This window comes from Nocardioides dongkuii (assembly GCF_014127485.1).
GTDB classification, from domain to species: Bacteria; Actinomycetota; Actinomycetes; order Propionibacteriales; family Nocardioidaceae; genus Nocardioides; species Nocardioides dongkuii.
The window spans coordinates 2,777,923-2,790,984 of record NZ_CP059903.1; the positions used below are offsets into that span (position 1 = coordinate 2,777,923).

Here is a 13,062-nt window from a genome sequence, read left to right on the forward strand (position 1 = left end):
GTGCCCGCCGGTCCCCGCAGGGACCGGCGGGCACGCTGCATCTCATGCTGGGTTCAGGGCAGGACCCTGGCCAGGGACTCCGGGTCGCGGCCGATCACGGTGGTGCCGTCGTCGGCGGTGAGGATCGGCCGCTGGATCAGCCGGGGGTGGTCGACCAGCGCCTGCACCCAGGCGTCCCGGTCCTCGGGCGTGCGCCCGAGGGCCGCGACCGCGGCGGCCTCGGGCTCCCCGGTGCGGGTGACGTCCCACGGCTCGAGACCGAGCCGGCCCAGGACCTCGTCGAGCTCGGCGCGCGTGGGCGGGTCGTCGAGGTAGCGGCGCACGGTGTACTCCACGCCGGCCGCGTCGAGCGCCTCCGTCGCCAGCCGGCACTTGCTGCAGGCGGGATTGATCCAGATCGCCATGAGGACACCCCACCACGCGGTCGGCCGGAGTGAACGGACTCACGTCGGTCTCCGGCGCGTCCGGGGCATGTCTGGCCCCGGGCAGGTGTTCCCCCCAGGACCGCACGAGACTCAAGCGTCCTGCCCGCAGGACTCGATCGCACCCCGGAGGACGTCATCACAAACGCCACTCGCAGCAGCACCCAGCCCCGCAGCCACCGCGCCGACCCGCGCCGGCTCCGCACCTTGGTCGAGCGCGTCGACCAGTACACGCTGTGGGCGTTCAACGCCCCCCGCGACCGCACGCACCCCGGCGCCCGCCGCAGCTGAGCCCCGCTCAGTCGCGCGCTGCGGCGTCCCCGAGCTGGCACAGGACGGCCTCGACGATCGCAGCCCGGTCGGCGCGCGAGTCCCTCGTCGTCGGGTGGAGCAGCTGGTCCAGGGCGAGTCCGCGCAGCGCGAGGAACAGGACCCGGCCGGCGTTGCCGGCCTCCGGGAGCACCGTGCGGGCCAGGCGCGCCACCTCGCGCCCGAACGGCTCGAGCTGGGACTCCAGCGTCGCGCCCCGGGCAGTGCGGGTGGCGACCAGGATCTCCAGGCCGGCCCGCGTCAGGGGCGAGGTGTAGGCGTTCCAGCCGGCCTCGACCAGGCCCTCGACCCGCTCCCGCAGCGACCCGGTGGGGATCTCCACCGAGCTCATGGAGTCGACCAGGGAGACCAGTCCCGCCTCGACCACCGCGGCGAGGATCCCGTCACGGTCCCCGAAGTGGTACTGCACGACGCCCCAGGTGACGCCCGCACGCTCGGCGATGTGCTTGGCGCTGGCCGCGCTGAAGCCCTGCTCCAGGACGCAGTCGACGGTCTCGTCGATGATCCGGGACCGGGTGGCCTCGGCGCGGGCCTGGCGTCCGGTCCCCGGCCGGGTCGGGGCCGAGCCCGGGGTCAGACCGGTGGCCTTGAAGGAGTCCATGGGCTCATGACATCACCCGGCCGACGAGGTTCACCGGGAGGTCGTCGACCGTGAGCACCCCGGGACGCGCGGCGCAGACGGCGTCGATGGCGTTGACCACCCGCGCCGCGGTCGAGACGACGCCGGCGTGCGTGGTCGCGACGTCCCCGAGGCCGACGTGGCTGTTGATCTCGATCCCCGGGTGGCCCTCGACCCGGACCCGGTGCACGCCGGTGTGCCCGACGGGCGGGTAGCCCCAGTCCGGCGCGGCGGTCTCGGTCAGCCGGTTCACGTGCTCCACGACGATGACCGGCTCCCCGTCGACCACGCCCTCCGCGGCGAACCGGACGGCGGCGACCCCGCCGGCCGGGACGTCCATCATGGTGCAGCCGATCCGCGTGGGCGTGTGCCAGTTCTCCCACCGGTCGCGCACCTCGTCGAGCTCGACGCCCAGGGCGTCCGCGAGCAGGCGCACGCTGCCGCCCCAGACCGAGGCGACGACGCCGGGGAGCGCCATCATCACGGGGTCGGCGTCGGCGGGCCGGCCGAACCCGAAGGTGACCCCGGTGAAGTCGCCGTCGTCGTAGTCGGCGTAGTCGAAGATCTCCTGGACGACGACCTTGGTCGCGGTGCCGGCGAGCCCGAGCGCGGCGTACGCCAGCGTGTCCCCGGAGTAGCCGGGGTCGATCCCGTTGACGTAGAGCGAGGAGCCTCCGGCCCGGCACGCGTCCTCCACCGGCCCGAGGAGCCAGGCGTCGGCGCCGGCGGGGTTGACCAGCCACACGAACGAGGTGGAGACCACGTCGCTGCCCGCGGCGAGGAACGCACAGAGGTCCGCCAGCGCCTCCTCGGGCCGGGTCTCGGCCTGGGCGGTGAACACCACGCAGTCGGCGCCCAGCGCGACCAGGGCGTCCCGGTCGTCGGTGGCCAGGACGCCGGTCGGCTCCGCCAGCCCGGCCAGCGTCGCGGCGTCCTGACCGACCTTGCCCGGGGACGACGCGTGCACGCCGACGAGCTCGAGGTCGGGCCGCTCGATGAGCATGCGGAGGGACTCGCGACCGACGTTGCCGGTGGAGAACTGGATGACACGACGCGTCATGGGAGGCGCCCCTTTCTGGTCCTTGCCGACGAACCATAGAGTGGATTATGTTTCGGCGCCATGACCGGATCCGCGCCGTCCACCGACCTCCCCCTGTCCGGGAAGGTCGCCATCGTGACCGGCACCAGCCGCGGCGTCGGGGTGGGCATCGCCCACGAGCTCCTGCGCGCCGGGGCCACGGTCATCGGCTGCTCCCGCGGCGAGCTGCCGGGCCTGCCCGGGGCCGAGACCGTCGAGGGCGGGGCCGAGCGCTCCCGCCAGTGGGTGTGCGACCAGGGGCAGATCGCCTCGATCGAGGCCTTCGTGACCCGGGTCGTCGAGGAGTTCGGCCGGATCGACATCCTCGTCAACAACGCCGGCGGCACCGTCCCCTCCCCCAGCCCCGAGGCGGTCCCCGAGCTGGTGCAGAAGATCCAGGGCTCCCCGCGGGCGGCCGACGAGTTCGAGCGCAGCGCGCTGTTCCACGCCTTCGCCGTGCAGATGAACCTGATCAGCCCGCTGTGGTTCGCGCTCCGGGTCTACCGCGAGATGCGCAACCAGGACGGCACCGGCAGCATCGTCAACATCTCCAGCGGCGCCGGCCACCCCGCGGGCGCCCCCACCCTGGTGTCGTACGGCGCGGCCAAGTCCGGCCTGGACCACCTGACCCGGTCGCTGGCGATCGAGTGGGGTCCCACGGCGCGCGTCAACTGCCTGGCCCTCGGCCCCACGATGACCGACAACTTCCAGCAGTTCGTGCTCGGCGAGGACAGCGAGGGCGCGACGTACTTCAAGGACGTCCCGCTCGGCCGGGCCGGCACGCCCGCGGAGGTCGGACGCACCGTCGTCTTCCTGTGCTCGGGCCAGGCCGACTACATCAACGGCACGACCATCGAGATGGACGGCGGGATGCTGCCGGGCGTGCTCTACGAGAACGGCCTCAAGGCCATCACCGACCTGCTCTGAGGAGCGTGCCCATGACCCCGACCGACGCCGTACCCCTCCGGGTCGTGCAGTGGACCACCGGCAACGTCGCCCGGGCCACCGTGCGCGCGATCCTCCGCGACCCCGGCCTGGAGCTGGCCGGCTGCTACGCGTGGAGCCCGGACAAGGCCGGCCAGGACGTCGCCCTGCTGTGCGGGCTCCCCGAGCCCTGCGGCGTCCTGGCCAGCGGGGACGTCGACGCCCTGCTCGCCACCTCCCCGGACTGCGTCGTCTACACGCCGCTGCACTTCGAGCCGGAGACGGTCGAGCGGATCCTGCGCAGCGGGGTCGACGTCGTGACCACGGCGGAGTTCCTCACCGGGCACAGCCTCCCGAGCGGGACCCGGGCCCGGCTCGAGGACGCCGCCCTGGCCGGCGGCGCCAGCCTGTTCGGCAGCGGGATGAACCCCGGCTACGCCCAGCTCCTGGCCGCCGTGGCGACCGGCATCTGCCGCGAGGTCCGGCACGTCCGCTCCGTGGAGTCCGTCGACGTCAGCCAGTTCGCGAGCGACGCGAACATGGACGGGCTCGGCTGGGGCCGCCCGGTCGGGGACCCCGGGCACGCCGACGACGTCCGGGCCGCGGTCGCTGTCTTCGAGGACGGGGTGCACGTCCTCGCGGACTGCCTCGGCCTCGAGGTCGACCGGGTCGAGTGCCGCGTGGACTTCGCGGCCGCCGTCCGCGACCTCGACCTGCCGGGGCGGCCGATCGCCGCCGGGACCGTGGCGGGGCTGGACGTCCGGTTCGTCGGCATCGTGGACGAGCGGGAGGTCATCGAGCTCCACCAGCGGTGGGTGATGGACCGTCGCCTCGAGCCCGAGATGCCCGCCGACCACGCCTACCGGATCGAGGTCGACGGCTCCCCGCAGGTCACCTTGACCCTGGGCCTGATGCCCGACCAGCCGCTGGAGACGCTCACCGTCGAGGACATGCACGGGATCGGCATGACGATCACCGCGATGCCGGTCGTGCACGCCATCCGGCACGTCGTGGCCGCCCGGCCCGGGCTGCTCACGTACGCCGACATCCCGGCGCCGGCGGGTCGGCTCTGACCTCGCCGGACCCGCCCGCGCCGGAGCACGGGCGGGTACGGCGAGCGCCGCTGGTGCCTAGACCCGGGAGTCGCGGAGCGCGGCGACCATCTCGTCGTGGCGCTCCTGGGACTCCACGACCTGGCGCAGCAGCCACAGCCGCATCAGCTGGGAGAGCGCGCCGGTGATGTAGAGCCCGGCGCCGAGCACGGTGAGCGCGGTGAAGGCGACGGCCAGGATCTGGGCCGAGCCGATCTCACGGCTGTCGTCGTAGCCCAGGGAGAGCTGGTAGGCCAGGAACGCGCCGACCACCCCGATGATCATCGCGGCCAGGCCGATGCCGCGGACGGTGCTGTCGCGCGAGGCGCGGCCGCTCTTGAGCTTCTTCTCGGAGACGGCGTCGGTGAACGTCTCGCTGCGTGAGCCGGGACGGCTGGTCACGGTGGTCTCCTCGGCGGTGTTGGCGGTCATGGAGTTGGAGTCATCCCCCCAGGTAGGTGGCGGACAGGGTGTCCTCGATCTCGGCCGGAGTGCCGGTGGCGGCGATCCGGCCCTGCAGCATCACGGCGGCCACGTCGGCGATGGGGAGGACCGTGCGCGCGAACTGCTCGGCGACGAGCACGGAGATCCCCTCCTCGACCAGCTGGGCCACGGTGTCGTACATCTGGGTGACGATCATGGGGGCGAGCCCCATGGACAGCTCGTCGAGCAGCAGCACGGCCGGGTCGGTGGCCAGCGCGCGGGAGAGCGCCAGCATCTGCTGCTCGCCCCCCGACATCGAGCCGGCCAGCTGGCTGCGGCGGTCCTGGAGGATCGGGAACCGGAAGTAGGCGCGCTCCTCGACCTGCTCGCGGGAGGCGCCGGTGCCGGTCGCCAGCCAGAGGTTCTCCCGGACGGTGAGGTTCGCGAAGACCCCGCGACCCTCCGGGATCAGGCAGACGCCCATCTTCGCGGCGGTCTCGGCGTTGACGCCGTCGACCTTGTGGCCGGCGTAGCGCAGCTCGCCGCCGGTCGTCGGCAGCAGGCCCGCGGCGACCTTGACCGTGGTGGTCTTGCCGCCGCCGTTGGGGCCGAGGAGCGCGACCACCTGGCCCGGGCGCACCGTCAGGTCGACGCCGTGCAGGACCTGGATCGGGCCGTACGCCGCGCGCACCCCCACGAGCTCGAGGACCGGCGGCACCACCTCCGGCTCGCTCGGCCCGACCGGCCGGTCGTTGATGGTGATGCTCATGCCAGGACCTCTCCGCCGATGTAGGCCGCGACCACCTCGGGCGAGGCTTGGACCTCGGCCGGCGTGCCGGAGGCGATCAGCCGGCCCTGGTCGAGGACGTGGATGGTGCGGCACAGCTTCATCACCAGCGGCAGGTCGTGCTCGACCAGGCAGATCCCGAGCCCGGACTCGGCGAGCCCGGCCAGCATCTCGGCGAACTCCTCGGTCTCCTGCTCGGTCTGTCCCGAGGCCGGCTCGTCGAGGAGCAGCAGCCGGGGGCGGGTCATCAGCGCCCGGGCCACCTCGACGACGCGCGCACGGCCGGTCGGGATCGCGGAGACCTCCATGTCCGCGATCGGGGTCAGCCCGGTCAGCTCCAGGAGCCGGTCGGTCTCGGCCTCGACGTCGTACGACGCGCCGCGCAGCCGGCGCCCGGCCTTGACGATGTCGCCGGCCACCCGGACGTTGTCGCGCACGCTCAGCGTGAGGAACAGCTCCAGGCGCTGGAAGGTGCGGGCGATCCCGAGGGACGCCCGCTTCGCGACCGGCCGGCCGGTGATGTCGGCGCCGTCGAGCAGCACCCGCCCCGAGGTGGGGCGCTGCATGCCGGTCACCGTGTTGAACAGCGTGGTCTTGCCGGCGCCGTTGGGCCCGATCAGCCCGGTCACGCAGCCCGGCTGCACGCTCAGGCTGACGTCGTCGACGGCGGTGTTGCCGCCGAACCGCACGCTGATGCCGCGGGTCTCCAGCAAGGGGGTCGTCCGGTTCGCTGCGTCAGACACGAGCCACCTCCGGGGCGTCGCGGGGGGCCTCGTCCAGGGCGGGCAGCACCCGGGGCGGCAGGCCGAGATAGGTGTCGAGGTCGTAGCGCTCCTCGGCGCTCAGTGGACGGTCGAGGGCCTTCAGCTCCGGATCCACCTCGGCCTCCTTGGCCCGGTGCGCGGCGAGCTCGCCGGCGGTCATCACCCGGTCGGGCATCCACATCCGCCCCAGCACCGGCAGCAGCATGACCACGCAGAGGATCCCGATCGCCAGGCTCCAGTCGCCGATCACCTCGGCCAGGTTCAGGGCGAGCAGGACCGCCCCGGCCGCGAGGCCGACGTACAGCACGGGCATCGCGTTGCGCAGCGGCCGGTAGGACTCGCAGATGTCGTTGACCAGGCCGCTGGGGTTGCGGTTCACGCCGATCCCGGTCAGCGCGATCGCGATCGCGAAGAGGTGGCTCAGGGAGCCGAACAACCCGGAGTACATGGCGCTGTCGGCCGCGAGGGCGCCGAAGGTGCCGTTGATCAGCGAGAACCCCATCCCGACCATGAAGCCGCCGAACAGGGCACCGCTGACGTAGCTCACCCCGCCCACGACCGTGAGCATCACCAGCGCGAGGCTGGCGGTGATGATGAAGTTGTCCGGGGCGACCGAGCCGGCCGCGGTGGCCATCAGGATCGAGCCGAGGCCGGCGATCGCCGCCGACAGCATGAAGACGCTGAGCTTCAGCCGCACCAGCGACTGCCCGAGCATCGCCGCCGCCGCCGGGCTGTCCTTCATCGCCGCGAGCCGGCGCCCGTAGCCACTGTTGCGCAGCGCGATGACCGCGACCCCGAGCAGCGCGAAGACGACCGCGAGCGACATCAGGAAGGTCGCGTCCTCGCTGAGGTCCAGGGGTCCGGCGTCCAGCGGCGGCATGGTGATGACCGCGGCCGGGAAGATGGTGTTCTCGCCCCAGATCGGCCAGTCGCGCGGCGTCACCTCGCTGAGCACCAGCGCGGAGACCAGGCCGCCGAACGCCATCGTCGACAGGGCCAGGTAGAGCCCGCGGAGCCGCAGCGCCGGCAGCGCCACGAGGCCGCCCACCACCGCGGCGGCGGCGACACCGGCCACCATCCCCTGCCAGGACAGGTGCGAGTCCAGGCCGGTCCCCCGGACGCCGACGTGGAAGGCCACGATCACCGCGATCGACCCGAACGTCAGCGGGGCGAGGTTGATCTCGCCGGCGTACCCGGTCAGCGGGACCAGGGAGAGCGCGATGATCGAGAACGTCAGCGCCGCCGCCCAGGGCCCGAGCATCAGCGGGTCGGCGACCTGGGTGACGACGAACATGATCGCCACGAACGCCACGGCCCACCCGGCCGCGAAGCGCACCGAGGGGACCCGGGCCCGCTCCCGGGTGCGCTGCTGGGCGCCGCGCAGCCGCTCCTGCGGCAGCACCAGCAGCACCAGGAACAGCACGATCATCGGCAGTGCGGTCTTGAAGTTGCCGACCCAGTCCCACTCGGTCGGCGCGTAGGCCAGCACGTACGTCGAGGCGAGCCCGAGGAAGATCGCGCCCACGAAGGTCCGCGGGATGCTCTTGAGCCGACCGAACATCGCGGCCGCGAAGGTGTCGATCACCAGCAGGGTGAGGGTGTTGGCCTCGAGCGACCCGCCGGCGACGGGAGTCACCAGGACCCCAGCCAGCGCGGCGAGCGCCGCACCGACCGCCCAGGAGGCCATCGCGACCCGGTCGGGGTTGTAGCCGTTGAGCCGCAGCAGGTCGGGGTCGTCCACCACGGCCCGCATCGTCACGCCGACGCGGCTGCGCGTGAACAGCAGCCGCAGGCCGATCGCGAGGGCGCCGGCAGCGACCAGGCAGAGCAGCTCGTGGTAGCGGATCCGGACCCCGAGCAGCTCGAAGGAGCTCGCGTTGCCCCAAAGCATCTCCATCGACCGGGGCTCGGAGGGGTTCCAGATCCACTGGGAGAGGGAGACCATGCTGAGCAGCACGGCCACGGTCACCACGACCTTGGTCACCTCGGCGACGTCGCGCAGACCGTGCATCAGGGTGCGGTGCAGCAGCACCCCGGTCACCGGGCCGATGACCAGCACCACCAGGACGAACGCGACCGGGACGGGAACGCCCCAGCCCACGGTGAGCTGCCAGTACAGGAACGCCGAGAGCATCGCCTGCGCGCCGTGGGCGAAGTTGAAGACGCCCGACGTCGTGTAGGTGAGCACCAGGCCGGAGGCGGCGATCGCATAGACCGCGCCCATCACCAGACCGACCAGTGTGTAGGTCAGGAACAGGTCCACGAAGTCCCTCCCCGGGAACTACTTCAGGAACAACGTCAGCAAGCTCGGACGGTGGTGCGGGGCCCGGCCGCCGGCGGCGACCGGACCCCGCACCGATGAGGCGCTCAGCGCGACGGCGTCAGGACGTCGTCGGTGAGGTACTTCGTGGCGATCCGGTCCTCGGTCAGCTCGATGCCGCCCCAGGCCGACGCGGGAGCCTTCCGCTCCTCGGCGCAGAAGAACTCGCCCTTCTCCTCCGGGAAGATCTGCTCGTAGGCATCGCCCCTGACCTCGGTGAGGAGCCCGCAGACCGGGGTCCGGTTGTCGCCGGGGTTGCTCTCGGCGTGCAGACCGCCAGCAGTCCAGGCGGTGACCTGGGAGAGCCCGTCCACCATGCACTGGCGGGTGAGCTCGGAGCCGCAGTCCTTGGCGACCTGGGCCCAGAGCAGGAACGAGGAGGCCGACTGCATGCCGAGCAGCCCCTGCACGCCGCCCGTGGCGTCGAGGATGGAGATGTAGTCGGCCACGGCCGGGATCACGTCGGCGTTCTCGAACGGCTGGAACTGCATGCCGACCTTGACGCCCTCGGTGAGCTCGCCGACGTTGGCGTCGAGCACGGCGTCGAGGTACCAGGTCGCCTCGGAGCCCATGATCAGGTCGAGACCCTCCACCTTCGCGGCCTCGAGGAACGAGTAGATCGGCGGCGACGGCGGGGTGAAGGTGAACAGCGTGGTGACGCCGCACTCCTTGTACTTCTGGATGATCGCGCGGTAGTTGTCGCCACCGGCGGACTTCAGCCGGATGCCGCAGTCGGTGACGTCGCTGCCGACGCCCTCCCAGTTGTCGAAGTAGCGCTGCAGGCCCTGGTCGACGGCGGGCGAGTCACTGTTGACCATCCCGACCTTGGCGAACTCCGGGTACAGGTCCAGGAGAATCTCCTGGGTCGAGACGTTGAAGCCGTCGACCGGTCCGGGAATGCCCTGGTAGTGCATCGGGCCCATCGAGGCGGCCGGCGAGATCGTGAAGCCCGGGACGGTCGGCATGTTGCACTTGATCCGCTCCGGCTCGGCGTTCTCGTCGAGACCGAAGCCGTGGCCCACCATCATGAAGTCCTGCGCACAGGACTCCTTCATGACCTGGGCGGACTCGAAGATCGCGGCGTCGTACCGGTTGCCCTTGAGCTCACGACCGTTGATGCCGCCGAGGCCGTTGCACCACTCGATGAACGCGTCCATCGCGTCGCCCATCTCCTGGTTCAGGCCGGGCGTGGCCGGGTAGCCCTTGTCGTCGCCGTACCCGATCGTGATCGAGTCGTCGGTGACGCCCTGGTCGGTCGAGCCCTTGGCGTCGCCCTCGCCGCAGGGCGACTCCAGGTCGCCGAAGGTGTCGGTCGGCAGGTCGGCGGCGGCCGCAGTGGTCTCGCCGCCACCCCCCTCGCCGGGGTCGCTGCCTTCGCGGTCCGACGAACATGCCGGCGCGAGCAGCAGCATGCTGGCCGCTACGGCTCCCACCCGGGCCAGTCGCTGATAACGCATCTGTGTTTCTCCTCCCGAAGGCGACCGATGTGATCGCGGACACATCAAACCTCATCCAAGGTACTATGGGAATAGGTCATCGAGGTGCCAATGCGAAGATCGCACATCCGAGCGCCACACGGGCCGCTTTGCGTGATCCGGGTCACGCGAAATCCACCCGGGACAGACCACCTGGTCCAGATGCCGGGACGACGACCTGGGAGAGACTGTGGACGGCACGACGACCACGAACGGCACGAACGGCACGGAGGGCACCGGCCTCAGCGCGAAGGGGACCCGCCTGAACCGGCGGGGCCTGCAGACCCGCCAGCACGTGCTGCGGGTGGCGGTGAGCTGCCTGGCCACCGGAGGCCCGGAGTCGGTCAGCGCGAACCTCGTGGCCCGCCAGGCCGGCGTGACCTGGGGGACGGTGCAGCACCAGTTCGGCGACGTGGACGGGCTCTGGGCCGCGGTTCTCGACTTCGTGGCGGTCGAGGGCGGACCGATGCTCGACCACATGCCCGACCAGACCGACCTCGCCGAGCGCGTCGACGCCGTCGTCGAGATGCTCTGGCGGGCGCTGGACCTCCCGATCTCCCGCGCGATACACCAGCTGCGTACGGCGCTCCCCCAGGACCGCGGCGAGCTCGAGGTGGCCTTCCCCCGGACCGCGCGGGCAATCGCGGCCTGGGACGTGCACTGGGCGGGCGCGGTGGACACCGCCTTCGCCGGTCTCGACGTCGACCGGGTCCGGCTGGCGCGGGTACGGGCGATGCTGCCCGCCGCGATGCGCGGGCTCCGCGTCGAGCACGGGATGAGCACCTACCTCGACATCGAGGAGGCGCGCATCGGCCTGCGCGACGCGGTCACCGCCTACCTCTCGTCCTGAGCCTCGCGCTTCGCCTTCTTCCGCGCCGCCTTGGCGATGGTGTCCTCGACGATCGCGTTGATCCGCGAGCCGATCGGCCAGCCGGCGTAGTGGCACATCAAGATGACGATCTCGCGCAGCGCCTCGTCGTCAAGCTCACCGGCGGCGTGCGCGGCCGGGATCTGGATGGTCAGCACGTCCTGTCCCCCGGAGCCGGCGAGCAGGCCGATGAGGAGCAGCCGGCGGTCGCGGTTGCTGAGCCCCGGCCGGTTCCAGATGTCGGCGAACAGGTGGTCGGCGGTGTAGCCGAAGAAGTCGCCGGTGCCGTCGGTCATCTCGAACCCGTAGACCTCCTCCATCTTCTCCAGCCCGCGCCGCCGGGTCTCGGGGAGGTCGTCGAACTTGCCGGCTCCGTCGCTCACAGGCCCAGTCCCTTCGCCAGTCGTTCCCGCGCCATCCGCGCGAGGGGTACGTCGACGCCGAGGTCGTCGGCGAGCTCGATCGCGAAGCCGAGGTCCTTCTCGCCCAGCGCGACGACGTGCGTCATCACCCCGTGCCAGAAGTCGGCCGGGTCGATCGGTGCGGTGGTCTCGCGCAGGATGATCGCGCCGGCCCCCCCGGTGATCGCGTCGGTGTGCCGCACCACGGCGCCGAGGTCCTTCAGCGAGAGCCCGGAGGCCTCGGCCAGCCGCATCGCCTCCGTGGCGGCCGTGAAGGAGACGAAGTGCATCAGGTTGCGGGCCAGCTTGAACCGCGTGCCCGCGCCGATCTCGCCGGCGTGCACGACCTTGGCGCCCATCACCTCCAGGGCGGGCCGGGCCGCGGCGAACGCGTCGTCGGTGCCCCCCACCATGATCGCGAGCGTGCCCTCGGCCGCCCCGGTGGGGCCGCCGCTGACCGGCGCGTCCAGCACGCGTACGCCGTGCCGCGCGGCGACATCCTCGAGCTGCGCCGGCGTGCCGGGCGCGACCGTGGAGTGGATGACGACCGTCAGCCCCTCCCCTGCCGCCCCGAGCGCCTCGCCGAGCACCTCGCGCACCTGGTCGTCGTCGCGCACCATCACGCACAGCACCTCGACCGACGCCGCCAGCTCGGCCACGCTGCCGACCGCCTTCGCGCCGGCCGCCTCCAGCTCGGCCACGGGCTCGGGCGCCACGTCGTGGACCAGCAGGTCGAGCTCCGAGGCCGCGAGACGCAGCGCCATCGGCTTCCCGATCATCCCGAGGCCGACGAAGCCGACGGTGCTCATGCGCGGAACGTCTGTCCGCCGTCGACGGCGAGGATCTGACCGGTCACCCACGATGCCTCGTCGGAGAGCAGGAAGAGGCAGGCGCCGACCATGTCCTCGGGCTGGCCCATCCGCTTGAGGGCCAGGCCCTTGACCAGCTCCTTGGACGCCCCGCCGGCCTGCGTGCGGGTGGCCGCGGTGTCCGTGGGACCCGGCGCGATGGCGTTGACGCGGATCTTCATGCCCCCGAGCTCGTGGGCGAGCTGGTGGGTGAGCCCGTTCACGCCGACCTTCGCCAGCCCGTAGAAGCCGGAGTAGAGGTACGCCGCGGTGCTGGACTGGTTGACGATCGCGCCCGCCCCGCGCTGCTGCATGGCGGGGTACGCCGCCCGGGTCATCACCAGGACGCCGTCCATGTTGACCGACATGAACTTGCGGTAGTAGTCCCAGTCGACGCTGATCAGCAGGTCGAACTGCATGTCGCCGTAGATCGCGGCGTTGTTGACCAGCCCGTCGAGCCCGCCGTACACCTCGACGGTCCGGGCGACCGCGGCCTGGGCCGACTCGGCCGACGAGACGTCGGTGCGCACGAACATCGCCGTGCCGCCGGCCGCCTCGATCTCCTTGGCCACCCGCTCGCCGGACTCCTCGTTGAGGTCGGCCACGACGACCGACGCGCCCTCGGCGCCGAGCGCCTTGGCGTAGGCCTCGCCGATGCCCTGGGCGGCGCCCGTGACGATGACGACCTTGTTCTCGAAACGCATGTCTTCTC

Annotated in this window: 14 protein-coding genes; 3 read left to right on the forward strand and 11 right to left on the reverse strand. The window is 72.0% G+C overall.

Annotated features, from left to right (window positions below; all coding sequences use genetic code 11):
• Nucleotides 1-53: 53 nt before the first annotated feature.
• The 3 genes from H4O22_RS13425 to H4O22_RS13435 all read right to left on the reverse strand — a co-directional run bounded on the left by H4O22_RS13425 (nucleotide 54) and on the right by H4O22_RS13435 (nucleotide 2,431).
• Nucleotides 54-404, reverse strand: a complete 351-nt coding sequence (locus H4O22_RS13425; RefSeq protein WP_182523886.1) for an ArsC/Spx/MgsR family protein — start codon at nucleotides 402-404, stop codon at nucleotides 54-56.
• Between the two features lie 316 nt (nucleotides 405-720).
• Nucleotides 721-1,353 carry a TetR/AcrR family transcriptional regulator gene (locus H4O22_RS13430; RefSeq protein WP_182523887.1) on the reverse strand — a complete coding sequence of 211 codons (633 nt, stop codon included), beginning with the start codon at nucleotides 1,351-1,353 and terminating at the stop codon, nucleotides 721-723.
• Between the two features lie 4 nt (nucleotides 1,354-1,357).
• A complete protein-coding gene (locus H4O22_RS13435) occupies nucleotides 1,358-2,431 on the reverse strand; it encodes an NAD(P)H-dependent amine dehydrogenase family protein (RefSeq protein ID WP_182523888.1) in 1,074 nt (357 codons plus the stop codon).
• A gap of 60 nt (nucleotides 2,432-2,491) precedes the next feature.
• On the opposite strand from H4O22_RS13435, the gene H4O22_RS13440 reads away from it, so the two are divergent.
• Both H4O22_RS13440 and H4O22_RS13445 read left to right on the forward strand, forming a co-directional pair.
• Entirely contained in the window at nucleotides 2,492-3,376 is an 885-nt protein-coding gene (locus H4O22_RS13440; RefSeq protein ID WP_182523889.1) for an SDR family oxidoreductase, read from the forward strand.
• Nucleotides 3,377-3,387: 11 nt separating this feature from the next.
• On the forward strand, nucleotides 3,388-4,446 hold the full coding sequence (locus tag H4O22_RS13445; protein ID WP_182523890.1) for an NAD(P)H-dependent amine dehydrogenase family protein: 1,059 nt from the start codon (nucleotides 3,388-3,390) through the stop codon (nucleotides 4,444-4,446).
• A 57-nt stretch (nucleotides 4,447-4,503) separates the two neighbouring features.
• Here H4O22_RS13445 and H4O22_RS13450 read toward each other — a convergent pair whose 3' ends face one another.
• From H4O22_RS13450 to H4O22_RS20775, 5 genes are all read right to left on the reverse strand, one after another.
• Entirely contained in the window at nucleotides 4,504-4,896 is a 393-nt protein-coding gene (locus H4O22_RS13450) for a hypothetical protein (RefSeq protein WP_220451166.1), read from the reverse strand.
• Nucleotides 4,897-4,906: 10 nt separating this feature from the next.
• The gene (locus H4O22_RS13455; protein WP_182523891.1) at nucleotides 4,907-5,656 is read right to left on the reverse strand and encodes an ABC transporter ATP-binding protein; all 750 of its coding nucleotides are present in this window, start codon (nucleotides 5,654-5,656) and stop codon (nucleotides 4,907-4,909) included.
• A complete protein-coding gene (locus H4O22_RS13460) occupies nucleotides 5,653-6,417 on the reverse strand; it encodes an ABC transporter ATP-binding protein (RefSeq protein ID WP_182523892.1) in 765 nt (254 codons plus the stop codon). Before H4O22_RS13460 ends, H4O22_RS13455 begins: the two co-directional genes overlap by 4 nt.
• Nucleotides 6,410-8,701 (reverse strand): branched-chain amino acid ABC transporter permease, encoded by a 2,292-nt coding sequence (locus H4O22_RS13465; RefSeq protein WP_182523893.1) that lies wholly within the window; start codon nucleotides 8,699-8,701, stop codon nucleotides 6,410-6,412. Before H4O22_RS13465 ends, H4O22_RS13460 begins: the two co-directional genes overlap by 8 nt.
• Before the next feature lie 104 nt (nucleotides 8,702-8,805).
• Nucleotides 8,806-10,170 carry a type 1 periplasmic-binding domain-containing protein gene (locus H4O22_RS20775; protein ID WP_220451167.1) on the reverse strand — a complete coding sequence of 455 codons (1,365 nt, stop codon included), beginning with the start codon at nucleotides 10,168-10,170 and terminating at the stop codon, nucleotides 8,806-8,808.
• Between the two features lie 253 nt (nucleotides 10,171-10,423).
• On the opposite strand from H4O22_RS20775, the gene H4O22_RS13475 reads away from it, so the two are divergent.
• The gene (locus tag H4O22_RS13475) at nucleotides 10,424-11,083 is read left to right on the forward strand and encodes a TetR/AcrR family transcriptional regulator (protein WP_182523895.1); all 660 of its coding nucleotides are present in this window, start codon (nucleotides 10,424-10,426) and stop codon (nucleotides 11,081-11,083) included.
• On the opposite strand, the gene H4O22_RS13480 is transcribed toward H4O22_RS13475, so the two are convergent.
• Genes H4O22_RS13480 through H4O22_RS13490 form a run of 3 tightly spaced genes read right to left on the reverse strand, consistent with a single transcriptional unit; the run spans nucleotide 11,068 to nucleotide 13,054 of the window.
• Entirely contained in the window at nucleotides 11,068-11,484 is a 417-nt protein-coding gene (locus H4O22_RS13480) for a carboxymuconolactone decarboxylase family protein (RefSeq protein ID WP_244962970.1), read from the reverse strand. The two genes, H4O22_RS13475 and H4O22_RS13480, sit on opposite strands and share 16 nt — an antisense overlap.
• Nucleotides 11,481-12,311, reverse strand: a complete 831-nt coding sequence (locus H4O22_RS13485) for an NAD(P)-dependent oxidoreductase (RefSeq protein WP_182523896.1) — start codon at nucleotides 12,309-12,311, stop codon at nucleotides 11,481-11,483. The genes H4O22_RS13480 and H4O22_RS13485 overlap by 4 nt, the downstream gene beginning before the upstream one ends.
• On the reverse strand, nucleotides 12,308-13,054 hold the full coding sequence (locus H4O22_RS13490) for an SDR family oxidoreductase (protein ID WP_182523897.1): 747 nt from the start codon (nucleotides 13,052-13,054) through the stop codon (nucleotides 12,308-12,310). The genes H4O22_RS13485 and H4O22_RS13490 overlap by 4 nt, the downstream gene beginning before the upstream one ends.
• Nucleotides 13,055-13,062: the final 8 nt, after the last annotated feature.

Coding starts and splice junctions, on each gene's coding strand:
- H4O22_RS13425 (WP_182523886.1), bottom strand. CDS start 404: ATGGCGATCTGGATCAATCCCGCCTGCAGCAAGTGCCGGCTGGCGACG.
- H4O22_RS13430 (WP_182523887.1), bottom strand. CDS start 1,353: ATGGACTCCTTCAAGGCCACCGGTCTGACCCCGGGCTCGGCCCCGACC.
- H4O22_RS13435 (WP_182523888.1), bottom strand. CDS start 2,431: ATGACGCGTCGTGTCATCCAGTTCTCCACCGGCAACGTCGGTCGCGAG.
- H4O22_RS13440 (WP_182523889.1), top strand. CDS start 2,492: ATGACCGGATCCGCGCCGTCCACCGACCTCCCCCTGTCCGGGAAGGTC.
- H4O22_RS13445 (WP_182523890.1), top strand. CDS start 3,388: ATGACCCCGACCGACGCCGTACCCCTCCGGGTCGTGCAGTGGACCACC.
- H4O22_RS13450 (WP_220451166.1), bottom strand. CDS start 4,896: ATGACCGCCAACACCGCCGAGGAGACCACCGTGACCAGCCGTCCCGGC.
- H4O22_RS13455 (WP_182523891.1), bottom strand. CDS start 5,656: ATGAGCATCACCATCAACGACCGGCCGGTCGGGCCGAGCGAGCCGGAG.
- H4O22_RS20775 (WP_220451167.1), bottom strand. CDS start 10,170: ATGCTGCTGCTCGCGCCGGCATGTTCGTCGGACCGCGAAGGCAGCGAC.
- H4O22_RS13485 (WP_182523896.1), bottom strand. CDS start 12,311: ATGAGCACCGTCGGCTTCGTCGGCCTCGGGATGATCGGGAAGCCGATG.
- H4O22_RS13490 (WP_182523897.1), bottom strand. CDS start 13,054: ATGCGTTTCGAGAACAAGGTCGTCATCGTCACGGGCGCCGCCCAGGGC.